The sequence below is a fragment of the Ramlibacter sp. genome, assembly GCF_035627355.1.
Taxonomy (GTDB): Bacteria; Pseudomonadota; Gammaproteobacteria; order Burkholderiales; family Burkholderiaceae_C; genus Ramlibacter.
This window is the reverse complement of sequence record NZ_DASPLW010000007.1, coordinates 24,307-38,032: the sequence shown is the minus strand read 5'-3', so window position 1 is coordinate 38,032 and position 13,726 is coordinate 24,307. Positions and strand designations below refer to the sequence as shown.

Genomic DNA, 13,726 nt, shown 5'->3' with positions numbered 1-13,726 from the left:
ATCCATGGCATCGCTGCTCGAATCGATCAACTCACCCGCCGACCTGCGCCGGCTGCCGCGGACCCAGCTGCCCCAGCTGGCCGTCGAACTGCGCAACTTCGTGCTCGAGAGCGTGTCGCGCACCGGCGGGCACCTCAGTTCCAACCTCGGCACGGTGGAACTGACCATCGCGCTGCACTACGTCTTCGACACGCCGCACGACCGGCTGGTGTGGGACGTGGGCCACCAGACCTACCCGCACAAGATCCTGACGGGGCGGCGCGATCGCATGCCCACCCTGCGCCAGCTCGGCGGCCTGTCGGGCTTCCCGCAGCGTGCCGAGAGCGAGTACGACACCTTCGGCACCGCGCATTCCTCGACCAGCATCTCGGCCGCGCTGGGCATGGCGATCGCCGCGCAGCGCAAGGGCGAGGCGCGCCGGTCGGTGGCCATCATCGGCGACGGCGCCATGACCGCGGGCATGGCCTTCGAGGCCCTGAACAACGCCGGCGTGGCCGACTGCGACCTGCTGGTGATCCTGAACGACAACGACATGTCGATCAGCCCGCCGGTGGGCGCGCTGAACCGCTACCTCGCGCAGCTCATGAGCGGGCGCTTCTACGCGGCGGCCAAGAACGTAGGCAAGAACGTGCTCAAGGTCGCGCCCCCGCTGTTCGAGCTGGCCAAGCGGCTGGAGGAGCAGGCCAAGGGCATGGTGGTGCCGGCCACGCTGTTCGAGAAGTTCGGCTTCAACTACATCGGCCCGATCGACGGCCACGACCTGGAATCGCTGGTCCCCACGCTGGAGAACATCCGCGACCTGCGCGGCCCGCAGTTCCTGCACGTGGTCACGAGGAAGGGCCAGGGCTACAAGCTGGCCGAAGCCGACCCGGTGGCCTACCACGGGCCCGGCAAGTTCGATCCCAAGGTGGGCCTGCGGCCGCCGGCCACGCCGCCGCGCCAGACCTTCACCCAGGTGTTCGGCCAGTGGCTGTGCGACATGGCCGCGCAGGACAAGCGGCTGGTGGGCATCACGCCGGCCATGCGCGAGGGCTCGGGGTTGGTCGAATTCGAGAAGCGCTTCCCGGAGCGCTACTTCGACGTCGGCATCGCCGAGCAGCATGCCGTCACCTTCGCCGCCGGCCTGGCCTGCGAGGGCCTGAAGCCGGTGGTGGCGATCTATTCCACCTTCCTGCAGCGCGCCTACGACCAGTTGATCCACGACGTGGCGCTGCAGAACCTGCCGGTGGTGTTCGCGCTCGACCGGGCCGGGCTGGTGGGCGCCGACGGGGCCACCCATGCCGGCGCCTACGACATCGCCTACCTGCGCTGCATCCCCAACGTCAGCGTCGCCTGCCCGGCCGACGAGAACGAATGCCGCCAGCTGCTGACGACTGCCTTTGGCCAGGACCATCCGGTGGCGGTGCGCTACCCGCGGGGCGCCGGCGCCGGCGTCGCCGTGCAGCCGGGCCTGCAGGCGCTGCCCTTCGGCGAGGGCGAGGTGCGCCGCACGCGAACGGGCGAGGCCGGCAAGGGCATCGCCATCCTCGCCTTCGGCACCCTGCTGTACCCGGCCCTGGAGGCCGGCGAGCGGCTGGATGCCACGGTGGCCAACATGCGCTGGGCCAAGCCGCTGGACACCCGCCTGCTGCTGGAATTGGCGCAGCGCCACGAGGCGCTGGTCACCGTGGAGGAAGGCTGCATCGCGGGCGGCGCCGGCAGCGCGGTAAGCGAGGCTTTGCATGCGGCGGGCATTCGCAAGCCGCTGCTGCAACTGGGCCTGCCCGACACCTTCATCGAGCATGGCGATCCCGCGCGCCTGCTGTCGCTGCAGGGGCTGGATGCCGCCGGCATCGAAGGATCGATCCGCAGCCGCTTCGGCGAGTGGGTGGTGCGGGCGGCGCCCGCGCTCAAGGTCGTGGGCTGACCGCCCACGCCGAGCCCTGCACGGGGCGACTGCAAGGCTGAAGGTTTTCTGACGCCTCTCCTCTAGACGAAAGTACTCGGGTGGACCCGCAAGGGAAAACCCCTGAGTACCTTGGTGTGCGCGTTTCTAGAATGGCGCCGACATTCGTTGTCATCCCTTTTTCGTATCGACAGAGGAGCTCCCACACATGGATCGTCGTTCATTGATCAAGCACGCCGGCATTGCGGGCGTGCTCGCCGCCGGGGTGGCTCCCGCGGTACACGCGCAGGCCGCCATCCGCTGGCGCCTGGCTTCCAGCTTCCCCAAGTCCCTGGACACCATCTACGGCGGCGCCGAAGTGTTCGCGGCCAAGGTCAAGGCCATGTCGGGCGGCAAGTTCGAGATCTCCACCCACGCGGCCGGCGAGCTGATGCCCGCCTTCGGCGTGGTCGACGGCGTGCAGCAGGGCACGGTGGAAGTGGCGCACACCGCGCCCTACTACTTCTTCGGCAAGGACGAGTGCTTCGCGCTGGGCTGCGCCATCCCGTTCGGCCTGAACAGCCGGCAGATGACGGCCTGGATGTACGAGGGCAACGGCCTGAAGCTGATGCGCGAGTTCTACGCCCGCTACAACATGATCAGCTTCCCGGCCGGCAACACCGGCGCCCAGATGGGCGGCTGGTACCGCAAGGAGATCAAGAACGTCGACGACGTGAAGGGCCTGAAGTTCCGCGTCGGCGGCTTCGCCGGCAAGGTGATGGAGCGCCTGGGCGCGGTGCCGCAGAACATCCCTGGCGGCGAGATCTACCAGGCGCTCGAGAAGGGCACGCTGGACGCCGCCGAGTGGGTGGGCCCGTACGACGACCAGAAGCTGGGTTTCAACAAGGTCGCGCCGTTCTACTACTACCCCGGCTGGTGGGAAGGCGGCCCGCAGCTGGACGTGTTCATCAACCAGAAGGCCTTCGACAGCCTGTCCGCCGAGAACAAGGCCATCATCGAGACCGCGGCGACCGAGGCGCTGGTGGTCATGCAGGCCCGCTACGACGCCCGCAACCCGGCGGCGCTGAAGCAGCTGGTGGGTGGCGGCAGCAAGCTGCGCCCGTTCCCGGCCGACGTGATGAACGCCGCGTTCAAGGCCTCGCTGGAGCTGTACGAGGAGCTCAACCAGAAGAACGAGATGTGGAAGAAGATCTACGCGGACTACAGCAAGTTCCGCGCGGACCAGAACCTGTGGTTCCGCTTCACGGAAGCCACCTTCGACCGCTTCATGCAGAGCCAGAAGCTCTAAGCGGCCCCCGCTCGAAAGAAAAGCCGCACTCGGGTGCGGCTTTTCTTCTTCCGGGATCGCATAGGTCCAAGGAACTCAATCTCATGCTGAAGCCGCACGATTTGCGGCTTTTTTCATTCGTGGATCGGGTCGTTTGAATACGCGTCCTGCAACCGATGCCAGCCTTCTGCAAGGGTTGGGGCATGGGCCAGCCCATCATCAGCGCGCCCTTTTTACAAGCGAACTCACAGGAGTACCCCATCCATGGATCGTCGTTCCATTCTCAAGCACGGCGGCATCGCGGCCGTGCTGGCCGCGGGCGCCGCGCCGGCCGTGCACGCTCAGGCGGCAGTGCGCTGGCGCCTGTCCTCGAGCTTCCCGAAGTCGCTGGACACCATCTTCGGCAGCGCCGAGACCCTGTCGCGCACCGTCAAGGCGATGTCGGGCGGCAAGTTCGAGATCTCCGTGCATGCCGCCGGTGAGCTGATGCCGGCCTTCGGCAACGTCGACGCTCTGCAGAACGGCACCATCGAGATGGGGCAGACCGCCCCCTACTACTTCACCGGCAAGGACCCCATCTTCGCCTTCGGCTGCGCGGTGCCCTTCGGCCTGACCGCCCGCCACATGGACGCCTGGATGGAGCATGGCAACGGCCGCAAGCTGATGGATGCCTTCTATGCCAAGTACAACATGAAGAGCTTCTCGGCCGGCAACACCACCACCCAGATGGGCGGCTGGTACCGCAAGGAGATCAAGACCGCGGCCGACCTCAAGGGCCTGAAGATGCGCCTGGGCGGCGGCCTGTTCGGCGAGACCATGGCCAAGCTGGGCGTGGTCGCCCAGAACATGCCGGCCGGCGAGGTCTACCAGGCCCTGGAGAAGGGCACGCTGGACGCCACCGAGTTCGTCGGCCCCTACGACGACGAGAAGCTGGGCTTCCAGAAGGTCGCGCCCTTCTACTACTACCCCGGCTGGTGGGAAGGCGGCGCCGAACTGGAGTTCTTCGTCAACACCAAGGCCTACGAGGCGCTGTCGGCCGAGAACAAGGCCATCCTGCAGGCTGCCACCAACGTGGCCGCGCGCGACATGACGGCCAAGTACGACGCCCTCAACCCGACGGCGCTCAAGCGCCTGGTGGCCGCCAAGACCCAGCTGCGTCCGTTCTCCAAGGACATCATGGACGCCGGCTTCAAGGCCGCCATGGAGGTGTTCGCCGAGCACGAGGCCAAGTCGCCCGAGTTCAAGAAGATCCACCAGGACATGCGCGCGTTCCAGCGCGACCAGATCCTGTGGGGCCGCTTCTCCGAGTACCGCTACGACGACTATATTTTGTCGGTCAAGCTCTGATGCGATCGCGCGCTTGCGCGCGGCTCGAAATCCAAGGAGGCCCTGCGGGGCCTCCTTTGTTTTTGGGTCGGCTCGGCTAGATTCGGGGGATGGACCACCATGTGCCGCTGATCGCGACCGTGGCCGGGGGCCTGGGGCTGGCGCTGCTGCTGGGCTTCATGGCGGCCCGGCTGCGCTTGCCTGCGCTGGTGGGCTACCTGCTGGCCGGGGTGGTAGTGGGCCCGCACACGCCTGGATTCGTCGCCGACGCCAATCTCGCGGCCCAGCTGGCCGAGATCGGCGTGATGCTGCTGATGTTCGGCGTCGGCCTGCATTTCTCGCTGGGCGACCTGATGGCGGTGCGCAAGATCGCGGTGCCCGGCGCGATCGTGCAGATCGCGGTGGCCACGGTCATGGGCGCCGGCCTGGCCAGCGCCTGGGGCTGGTCCCTGCCGGCCGCGGTGCTGTTCGGCCTGTCGCTGTCGGTGGCCAGTACCGTGGTGCTGCTACGCGCGCTCGAGAGCGTGGGCCTGCTGGAGACCTTCAACGGGCGCGCGGCCGTCGGCTGGCTGATCGTCGAGGACCTGGCCATGGTGCTGGCGCTGGTGCTGCTGCCGCCGCTGGCGGCGATGTGGCAGGGCCAGGGGCAGGGCGGCGCCATGCCCAGCCTGTGGCGGGGCCTGGCCACCACGCTGCTGCAGGTGGCCCTGTTCATCGGCCTGATGCTGATCGTCGGCCGGCGCCTGTTCCCCTGGGCCTTGTGGCACGTGCAAAAGGTCGGCTCGCGCGAGCTGTTCACCCTGTGCGTGATCGCGGCGGCGGTCAGCATGGCCTACGCCGCCACCATGCTGTTCGGCGTGTCGTTCGCCCTGGGCGCGTTCTTCGCCGGCATGGTGCTGCGCGAGTCGGAGTTCAGCCACCGCGCCGCGCAGGAGTCGCTGCCCCTGCGCGACGCCTTCGCCGTGCTGTTCTTCGTTTCGGTGGGCATGCTGTTCGACCCCACCGTCCTGTTCGAGCAGCCGCTGCGCGTGCTCGGGGTCACTGCCATCATCCTGGTGGGCAAGTCGGTGGCCGCCGCCGTGGTGGTGCTGGCGCTGCGCTACCCGCTGAACACTGCGCTGACGGTCTCCGCCAGCCTGGCCCAGATCGGCGAGTTCTCCTTCATCCTGATCAACCTCGCGGCCGCGCTGCACGTCGTGCCCTCCGAAGCGCAGAGCCTGGTGGTCGCCGGATCCATCCTGTCGATGGCGCTCAACCCGCTGGTGTTCCGCGCGATCGAACCGCTGCAGCGCTGGCTGCTGGCGCGCTCGCAGCTGGCGCGCGACCTGAACGCGCGCCACGACCCTCTGGCCGAGCTGCCCCTGAGCACCGACGAGAAGTTCCTGGCGCGGCAGGTGGTGCTGGTGGGCTACGGCCGCGTCGGCCGTGACATCGCGGCGGCGCTGCACGAGGCCGGCCTGCCGTTCGTGGTGGCGGAGGCCAACCGCGAGCTGGTGGAACGGCTGCGGGCCGAGGGCATGGCCGCCGTGGCCGGCGACGCCGCGCAGCCGGAGGTGCTGGTGCAGGCCCACATCGCCCGGGCGCGGCTGCTGGTGATCGCCACTTCCGATACGCTGGGGGTGCGCCAGATGGCGCACAATGCCCGCCTGCTCAACCCGGGGATCGAGATCGTGGTGCGCAGCCACAACGCCGCTGAAGCGGAACTACTGGAGCGCGAGCTCTCCGGCAAGGTGTTCCTGGGCGAGCACGAACTGGCGCGCGCGATGACGCGGCACGTGCTCGAGCGCTGCGCATAGGCCCGGCGGAGCCGGTTCCGCGGTGGCAAAAAGAAAGGGCCTGCATCGCAGGCCCTTCTTTCGCGGCGCGCGCCGCCTACTTCTTGTTGAACAGTTCGTCGATGCGCTTCTGTTCCTCGTCGGCCGACGGCATGCCGCTGCCGGCATCGGACCCTCCCTGCAGGGGCGGCGGCGGGGCCAGATTGACGTCGGGCGTGCCGTAGTTCGGCATGTCCGGGATCTCGATCTTGACCTTGTCGAGGTCGATCTTCTCCACCTTGTCGTGCGACACGATGCCCGGGAAGCCGATGATCAGGCCGACCATGATGACCTGGATCACCACGAAGGGGACGGCGCCCCAGTAGATCTGGCCGGTGGTCACCGGCGCGATGCGCTTGCCGGTCGGCTTGTCGGTGTATTCCTTCTCGGGCGCCACGCTGCGCAGGTAGAACAGCGCGAAGCCGAACGGCGGGTGCATGAACGAGGTCTGCATGTTCACCCCCAGCAGCACGCCGAACCAGATCAGGTCGATGCCCAGCTTCTCGGCCACCGGCGCCAGGAGCGGGATGACGATGAAGGACAGCTCGAAGAAGTCCAGGAAGAAGGCCAGCAGGAAGATCAGGATGTTCACCACGATCAGGAAGCCGAGCTGGCCGCCCGGCAGGCTGGTGAGCAGGTGCTCCACCCAGCGCGGACCGTCCACGCCCTGGAAGCTCAGGCTGAACATGGTGGCGCCGATCAGGATGAACAGCACGAAGCTGGACAGCTTGGTGGTGCTGTTCAGGGCCTGCTTGAGCAGGTTGAAGCTCAGGCGGCCGCGAGCCGTCGCCATCGCCAGGGCGCCCAGCGCACCCATGGCGCCCCCTTCGGTCGGCGTGGCGATCCCGAGGAAGATGGTGCCCAGCACCAGGAAGATCAGGAACAGCGGCGGGATCAGCACGAAGGTCACGCGCTCGGCGATGCGCGACAGCAGGCCCAGGCGCAGCACCTTGTTGATCACGGCCGCGAGGAACGCCAGCAGCACCCCGGCCGCCATGGACATCACGATGGTCTCGTCCTTGGGCATGCTGGTGACTTCGGCGCCCCGCCACCAGCTGACCACGGCCGGGTAGTTCTGCCCCAGCAGCAGGGCGACGGCGATGCTGATGCCGGCCAGGATCACCAGCGAGGGCAGGCCGTTGCCGCCGTCGGGCTCGCGGAAGGTGCGCGCCTCGGGCGGCAGCGCCGGTGCCATGTGCGGCTTGAAGACGGCCAGGATCACCACCCACAGCAGGTACATGCCCATGAGGATGAAGCCGGGGATGAAGGCGCCCTTGTACATGTCCCCCACGCTGCGGCCGAGCTGGTCGGCCAGCACGATCAGCACCAGCGAGGGCGGGATGATCTGCGCCAGCGTGCCGGAGGCGGCGATCACGCCGGAGGCCAGCCGCCGGTCGTAGCCGTAGCGCAGCATGATGGGCAGCGAGATCAGGCCCATGGAGATCACCGAAGCCGCCACCACGCCGGTGGTGGCCGCCAGCAGCGCGCCGACGATCACCACTGCCACGGCCAGGCCGCCGCGGATCGGGCCGAACAGCTGGCCGATGGTGTCCAGCAGGTCCTCGGCCATGCCGCTGCGCTCCAGGATCAGCCCCATGAGCGTGAAGAACGGGACCGCCAGCAGCGTCTCGTTCTGCATGATCCCGAAGATGCGCAGCGGCAGCGCCTGCAGCAGCGACTCGGGCAGCACGCCCAGCTCGATGCCGATGAAGCCGAAGAACAGCCCGCAGGCCCCCAGGCTGAACGCCACCGGGAAACCCAGCAGCAGGAAGAAGATCAGGCCCACGAACATGATCGGGGCCATGTTTTGCGTGATGAACTCCATCGTGACTCCTCTGGTTCCTCGCGCGGCCCGTCAGGCCTTGTTCTGCTGCTCGGCCAGCCGTCGGAGTTCCTCGGCCAGTTCCTCCTCGGCCGACTTCTCCGTCTTCTTGACCGCCGGATCGGGGATCAGGCCCATGGCGAAGGCGATGCGCTTGACCAGTTCGGACAGCCCCTGCAGCAGCAGCAGCGCGAAGCCCAGCGGCATCATCAGGTAGACCGGCCAGCGGATCAGGCCGCCGGCGTTGGAGGACATCTCGCCCGAGCGCCAGCCCTGCAGGAAGAAGGGCGTGCCGTACCACAGCACCGCCAGCGCCACGGGCAGCAGGAAACAGGTGAAGCCGAAGATGTCGATCCAGTTCTGCGTCCTGCGCGAGAAGCGGGAATAGAACACGTCGATCTTCACGTGTTCGCCGTTGAGCAGGGTGTAGCCGGCGGCCAGCAGGAAGGCGGCGGCGAACAGGTACCACTGCACTTCGAGGTAGGCGTTGGAGCTGGTGTTGAACGCCTTGCGCACCGAGGCGTTGACGCCGCTGATCACGGTGGAGGCCAGGATCAGCCAGATGACCCAGCGGCCCACGTGGCCATTGAGCCAGTCGATGGCCCTGGACAGTTTCAGAAGTGCCTGCATGCCGTCTCCGGGGGAATGGAAGCTCGTATGTGACACCGGGCGCCGCTGCGGTTGCAGCCCGGCGCCCGGCGGCTTTTTCAGACCCGTCATTGTCGGGTATGGGCGTGGGGGTAGCTGACGAAATGATTACTTAAGATGCCAGTGTTATCCCCTAGTGGACGCGGTTCGCATAATGGCCGCATGGCATCGACCGCCTCCGCGCTCGCGCCCCAGGGCATCGACCAGCCGGACATGCGCCGGGCCGGCGCCGAACGGCTGTCGCTGGCGCTGATGGACGCGCGCAACCACACGCTGGCGCTGCTGGCGCGCTACGAGGAGGCCGACGCCGGCGCGCTCCGGCTGCCCGTGCAGCCCGGCCTCGAGCGGCCGCAGTGGATCGCCGGCCACGTGGCCTGGTTCGCCGAATACTGGATCGGCCGCAACCCGCGGCGGGCGCTCGGCACGTTGTGCCCCGCCGACGCACCTCGCCTGGGCTCGGTCGAGCCGATGGCGGACCGCTGGTACCACCCGCTGCTGGCGCCCCACGACGCGCGCTGGGACATGCCGCTGCCCGAGGGCGCCGACTTGCGCGCGTGGCTGATGGACACGCTGGAGCGCACGCTGGAGCAGCTGGAACATGCGGCGGCCGGCGACGACGGGCTGTACTTCTATCGCGCGGCGCTGTTCCATGAGGACCTGCGCGGGGAGCAGCTGATCCGGCAGGCGCAGGAACTGGGCATGACGCTGACGCTGCAGCCGCCCGCGGCCGCCGCGGTGCGCGAGCCGCTGCAGCTGCCGGCCTGCCGCTGGCACCTCGGATCGGAATCGGGAGGTTTCGTGTTCGACGTCGAGCAGTGGGCGCACGAGGTGGACGTCCCGGAGTTCGAGATCGACGCGCAGCCGGTCAACTGGAGCCAGTTCGTGGAGTTCGTGGACGACGGCGGCTACGACCGGCCGGAGCTGTGGCGGCCCGAGGGCTGGGACTGGCTGCAGCGGGTGGCGCAGGCGGAGGGCCGGCGCGGCCCGCGCCACGTCGAGCAGATCGGCGTCGCCAGCGGCGCCGTGCTGCAGTCCTTCTTCGGCAAGCCGACGCGGATGGCGCCGCAGCAGCCCGCGATGCACCTGAGCTGGTGGGAGGCGGATGCCTGGGCCCGCTGGCGCGGCCGGCGCCTGCCGACCGAGGTGGAGTGGGAGGTGGCCGCGCACCGGGCGGCCGGCCGGGGCTTCCGCTGGGGCGAGGTGCACGAGTGGACCGCCGGCACGCTGCGGCCGTATCCCGGCTTCGAGCCGCACGCCTGGACGCGCCACACCGAATTCGAGGCCACGCCCGTGTTCGGCCAGGCCCGCGTGCTGCGGGGCGCTTCCTTCGCCACCCGCTCGCGCCTGAAGTCGCCCAAGGCCCGCGGCTGGGCGATGCCCGACCGCGACGACCACTTCACGGGTTTTCGCACCTGCGCGCTGTGATCGGCCGGGACGGCGGTAGCGTCAACCGGGGGCAGGCGCCGACTTGCGCTTGGCCCGCGCGTAGCGCCACCACGGCAGCTGCTCGCTGAGGCTGAGCACCTCGCCCGAGCGCAGCGGCTCGTAGCCGGGCAGGGTGCGCAACAGCCCCTGCCAGGCGGGGGCCGCCAGCACCTGGCGAAGGCCCTGCACCGGCGTGTCCTCCAGCAGCGATTTCAGGCACACCAGGTAGTAGTCCTCCTCGACCAGCGGCACGAAGTCCAGCCCGCGCGCGCGCGCCGTGGCCTCGATCACCAGGCCGGCATCGGCGCTGCCGGAGGCCACCGCCTGGGCCACGGCGGCATGCGAGGGCTCGACGCGGTTCCAGCCCTCGATGGCCACGGGCGCGAGCCCGGCGCCGGCCAGCAGCTCCTCGGCTAGCAGCCGCGTGCCCGAGCCCAGCGCACGGTTGACGAAGCGGGCGCCGCGCGAGAGATTCGCGAACGAAGCCAGCCCTAGCGGATTGCCGGGCGCCACCGCCAGCCCTTGGCTGCGGCGTGCGAAGCCGATGATCTTGTGCAGGCCCGGTTGCAGGAGCGGGTGGTAGGCGCGCTCGAAGGCCGAGCCCGGTGCCGGCCGCGGCGGCGTATGGAAGCCCGCCATGGTGCAGCGGCCCTCGTTCAGGGCGGCGATCGCATCGACGCTGCCGGTGAAGCGGATGTCCAGGTGCAGCCGCGCGCTGCCGGCCGCGTGCTCGCGCAGCAGGGCCAGCGCGTCGTCATGGCTGGCATACAGCGTCAGCACCTGCGTCGCGTCGTCGAAGGCGACCGCGAAGGCACGCTCAAGATCGGCGTGCAGCGCCTCGATCTGCGGTGCCAGTCGCGCCTGCGCCTGTCGCTCGGCCCACAGCAGCTTCTCGCCGAAGGCGGTGAGGCGGGCCGGCTGGCCCTTGTCCCAGACGATCAGGCCGTGTCCCAGCTCCGTTTCCCAGCGCTTGAGCTCGCCCCAGACATGGCGGTAGGACTGGCCCAGCGCGCGGGCCGCTCCCGAGATCGAGCCTTCGCGGCGCACCGCCTGCAGCAGCTCGATGAGCGGATTGCGGATGCCGCCGTCCCGCCGCAGCCGGGTCAGCGCGTACGAGAGCTCGATCTTGTGCATGGCGCGCATGAGTATGCGTTATGCACCAGGATTCATAAGCGTAGGACCTAGTCCGCCCGAGAACGGTGCATGCCAGCATCGCTGCGCCATGGGCAGCTTCTCCGAAAGCCTCGCGCTGGCGCTGCACCTGGTGCTGGCGCCCGATCCCACGCTCGCGTCCATCGTGTTCCGCTCGCTGGGGATCAGCGCCACGGCCTGTGCCATCGCATGCGCCCTGGGATTGCTGCTGGGCGCCTGGATCGGGGCGGCGCGCATCCGCGGGCGCGGTGCCGTGCTGGCCCTGCTGAACACCGCGCTGGCCGTGCCGTCCGTGGTGGTCGGCCTGGTGGTCTACCTGCTGCTGTCGCGGTCGGGGCCGCTGGGCTGGCTGGGCTGGCTGTATTCCTTCCCGGCGATGGTGCTGGCCCAGTCCATCCTGGTGCTGCCCGTGGCCGCTGCGCTGACGCGGCAGGTGGTGGAGGACGTCGACCAGCAGCACGGCGAGCAGCTGGCCTCGATGGGGGCGGGCTCGCTCCTGCGCAGCCTGCTGATCGCCTGGGACGAGCGGTACGCGCTGCTGATGGTGGTGATCGCCTGCTTCGGCCGCGCGATCTCCGAGGTGGGTGCCGTGATGATCGTCGGCGGCAACATCGACGGCTTCACCCGCGTGATGACCACGGCCATCGCGCTGGAGACCAGCAAGGGCGACCTGCCGCTGGCGCTGGGGCTGGGCATCGTGCTGCTGTCGGTGGTGCTGGTGCTCAATGCGCTGGTGGTGGTGCTGCGCCGCTGGCGGCTGGGTCGCAGCGAAGGGCCGGCGATGGTGCCCAGCGCGGGGATCTCGGGGTGAATTCGCAACCGGCCGCGCTCGACGCGCCGCCCTCGGTGGCCACCCGGGCGCCCGCGCACGGCGGGCTGATCCGCCTGCAGGGCGTGGGCGTGGCCTTCGGAGCGGTGCAGGCGCTGCAGGGCGTGGACCTGCGCATCGAGGCCGGCGAGCGGCTGGCCCTGATCGGTGCCAACGGCAGCGGCAAGAGCACGCTGCTGCGCGTGCTGAACGGGCTGCTGGAGCCGGGCTGCGGCACCTTGCTGCGCGACGCCGCCAGCCGGCAGGCGATGGTGTTCCAGCGACCCTACATGCTGCGCACCAGCAGCCTGAACAACGTCGCGCTGGCCCTGTGGCTGCGCGGCGTGCGCTGGCGCGAGGCGCGCGAGCAGGCGCTGGCGGCGCTGGCGCGGGTGGGGCTGGCCGAGCTGGCGCTGCGCAGCGCCCGCACCCTGTCCGGCGGCCAGCAGCAGCGGCTGGCGCTGGCCCGGGCCTGGGCGCTGCAGCCGCAGGTGCTGTTCCTCGACGAGCCGACGGCCAGCCTGGATCCGCACGCCAAGCGCGAAGTCGAGGCGCTGATGGCCTCGTTCGCGCAGGCGGGCATGACGCTGGTGTTCGCCAGCCACAACCTCGGCCAGGTCAAGCGCCTGGCCAGCCGCGTGGTCTACCTGGAGCAGGGCCTCATCCGGGCCGACGCCCCGGTGGAGCAGTTCTTCGACCGTTCCCGATTGGCCGGCCTGTCGCCGGAAGCCGACCTGTTCGTCAAGGGGGAAAGCGCATGACCCGTTCCATCCGGCGCGGCTTCGCCGCAGCCTGCGTCGCCCTGGCCGCCGGCTGGGCCTCGGCCCAGTCCATCACCATGGCCTCGACCACCTCGACCGAGCAGTCGGGGCTGTTCGGCCACATCCTGCCGATCTTCAAGCAGGCCAGCGGGCTGGACGTCAAGGTGGTCGCGGTCGGCACCGGCCAGGCGATCGACACCGCGCGCCGCGGCGATGCCGACGTGCTGTTCGTGCACGACCGGGTGGCCGAGGAGAAGTTCGTGGCCGACGGCTTCGCCGAGCGCCGCTACCCGGTGATGTACAACGACTTCGTGCTGGTGGGCCCCAAGGCCGATCCGGCCAAGACCCAGGGCAACGACATCGTCGAGGCGCTGAAGAAGATCGCCGCGACCAACGCGCCCTTCATCTCGCGCGGCGACAAGAGTGGCACCCACTCGGCCGAGCTGCGCTACTGGAAGCAGGCCGGCGCGGCCGACGCCAAGGGCAGCGGCTACAAGGCCTGCGGCTGCGGCATGGGGCCGGCGCTGAACATCGGGGCCTCCAGCGGCGCCTACGTCCTGACCGACCGCGGCACCTGGCTCAGCTTCAGGAACCGCGGCGACCTCGCGATCCTGGTGGAAGGCGACAAGCGCCTGTTCAACCAGTACGGCGTGATGGTGGTGAATCCGAAGAAACATCCGCACGTGAAGGCGGCCGACGCGCAGAAGTTCGTCGACTGGGTCATCTCGCCGGCCGGCCAGCAGGCCATCGCCGGCTACCAGATCGGGGGCGAGCAGCTGTTCTTCCCGAACGCCGGCACGTCGAACTGACGACGGGGC

General features: G+C 69.3%; 11 protein-coding genes. 8 read left to right on the top strand and 3 right to left on the bottom strand.

All coding sequences use genetic code 11. The features are described 5' to 3' along the window. Positions 1-4: 4 nt before the first annotated feature. The 4 genes from dxs to VEC03_RS01535 all read left to right on the top strand — a co-directional run bounded on the left by dxs (position 5) and on the right by VEC03_RS01535 (position 6,274). Positions 5-1,906, top strand: coding sequence for a 1-deoxy-D-xylulose-5-phosphate synthase (dxs, locus tag VEC03_RS01550; protein ID WP_324912368.1), 1,902 nt, complete (start codon positions 5-7; stop codon positions 1,904-1,906). A 187-nt stretch (positions 1,907-2,093) separates the two neighbouring features. Then, positions 2,094-3,173: a TRAP transporter substrate-binding protein gene (locus VEC03_RS01545; protein ID WP_324912367.1), complete on the top strand. Its 1,080-nt coding sequence runs from the start codon at positions 2,094-2,096 to the stop codon at positions 3,171-3,173. Positions 3,174-3,416: 243 nt separating this feature from the next. Beyond that, a complete protein-coding gene (locus VEC03_RS01540) occupies positions 3,417-4,499 on the top strand; it encodes a TRAP transporter substrate-binding protein (protein WP_324912366.1) in 1,083 nt (360 codons plus the stop codon). 89 nt (positions 4,500-4,588) lie between these two features. Beyond that, the gene (locus VEC03_RS01535; RefSeq protein WP_324912365.1) at positions 4,589-6,274 is read left to right on the top strand and encodes a cation:proton antiporter; all 1,686 of its coding nucleotides are present in this window, start codon (positions 4,589-4,591) and stop codon (positions 6,272-6,274) included. Positions 6,275-6,350: 76 nt separating this feature from the next. Here the strand turns inward: VEC03_RS01535 and VEC03_RS01530 are convergent, their stop codons facing one another. Continuing rightward, positions 6,351-8,117: a TRAP transporter large permease subunit gene (locus VEC03_RS01530; protein WP_324912364.1), complete on the bottom strand. Its 1,767-nt coding sequence runs from the start codon at positions 8,115-8,117 to the stop codon at positions 6,351-6,353. A gap of 30 nt (positions 8,118-8,147) precedes the next feature. Beyond that, positions 8,148-8,744: a TRAP transporter small permease subunit gene (locus tag VEC03_RS01525; RefSeq protein WP_324912363.1), complete on the bottom strand. Its 597-nt coding sequence runs from the start codon at positions 8,742-8,744 to the stop codon at positions 8,148-8,150. 180 nt (positions 8,745-8,924) lie between these two features. Here VEC03_RS01525 and VEC03_RS01520 point away from each other — a divergent pair, with 180 nt between their 5' ends. After that, a complete protein-coding gene (locus VEC03_RS01520; protein WP_324912362.1) occupies positions 8,925-10,187 on the top strand; it encodes an SUMF1/EgtB/PvdO family nonheme iron enzyme in 1,263 nt (420 codons plus the stop codon). A 21-nt stretch (positions 10,188-10,208) separates the two neighbouring features. Here VEC03_RS01520 and VEC03_RS01515 read toward each other — a convergent pair whose 3' ends face one another. Beyond that, entirely contained in the window at positions 10,209-11,321 is a 1,113-nt protein-coding gene (locus VEC03_RS01515) for a substrate-binding domain-containing protein (RefSeq protein WP_324912361.1), read from the bottom strand. A gap of 88 nt (positions 11,322-11,409) precedes the next feature. Between VEC03_RS01515 and VEC03_RS01510 the strand changes: the two genes are divergently transcribed. Genes VEC03_RS01510 through VEC03_RS01500 form a run of 3 tightly spaced genes read left to right on the top strand, consistent with a single transcriptional unit; the run spans position 11,410 to position 13,717 of the window. Further along, the gene (locus VEC03_RS01510; RefSeq protein WP_324912360.1) at positions 11,410-12,150 is read left to right on the top strand and encodes an ABC transporter permease; all 741 of its coding nucleotides are present in this window, start codon (positions 11,410-11,412) and stop codon (positions 12,148-12,150) included. Positions 12,151-12,185: 35 nt separating this feature from the next. Then, positions 12,186-12,908, top strand: coding sequence for a phosphate ABC transporter ATP-binding protein (locus VEC03_RS01505; protein ID WP_324912660.1), 723 nt, complete (start codon positions 12,186-12,188; stop codon positions 12,906-12,908). Beyond that, on the top strand, positions 12,905-13,717 hold the full coding sequence (locus VEC03_RS01500; RefSeq protein ID WP_324912359.1) for an extracellular solute-binding protein: 813 nt from the start codon (positions 12,905-12,907) through the stop codon (positions 13,715-13,717). Before VEC03_RS01505 ends, VEC03_RS01500 begins: the two co-directional genes overlap by 4 nt. The last annotated feature ends 9 nt before the right edge of the window (positions 13,718-13,726 follow it).

Excerpts from the sequence above, each read along its gene's own strand:
- VEC03_RS01520 (WP_324912362.1), top strand. The coding sequence starts at position 8,925 with ATGGCATCGACCGCCTCCGCGCTCGCGCCCCAGGGCATCGACCAGCCG.
- VEC03_RS01535 (WP_324912365.1), top strand. The coding sequence starts at position 4,589 with ATGGACCACCATGTGCCGCTGATCGCGACCGTGGCCGGGGGCCTGGGG.
- VEC03_RS01515 (WP_324912361.1), bottom strand. The coding sequence starts at position 11,321 with ATGCACAAGATCGAGCTCTCGTACGCGCTGACCCGGCTGCGGCGGGAC.
- VEC03_RS01530 (WP_324912364.1), bottom strand. The coding sequence starts at position 8,117 with ATGGAGTTCATCACGCAAAACATGGCCCCGATCATGTTCGTGGGCCTG.
- VEC03_RS01540 (WP_324912366.1), top strand. The coding sequence starts at position 3,417 with ATGGATCGTCGTTCCATTCTCAAGCACGGCGGCATCGCGGCCGTGCTG.
- dxs (WP_324912368.1), top strand. The coding sequence starts at position 5 with ATGGCATCGCTGCTCGAATCGATCAACTCACCCGCCGACCTGCGCCGG.
- VEC03_RS01510 (WP_324912360.1), top strand. The coding sequence starts at position 11,410 with ATGGGCAGCTTCTCCGAAAGCCTCGCGCTGGCGCTGCACCTGGTGCTG.
- VEC03_RS01525 (WP_324912363.1), bottom strand. The coding sequence starts at position 8,744 with ATGCAGGCACTTCTGAAACTGTCCAGGGCCATCGACTGGCTCAATGGC.
- VEC03_RS01500 (WP_324912359.1), top strand. The coding sequence starts at position 12,905 with ATGACCCGTTCCATCCGGCGCGGCTTCGCCGCAGCCTGCGTCGCCCTG.
- VEC03_RS01545 (WP_324912367.1), top strand. The coding sequence starts at position 2,094 with ATGGATCGTCGTTCATTGATCAAGCACGCCGGCATTGCGGGCGTGCTC.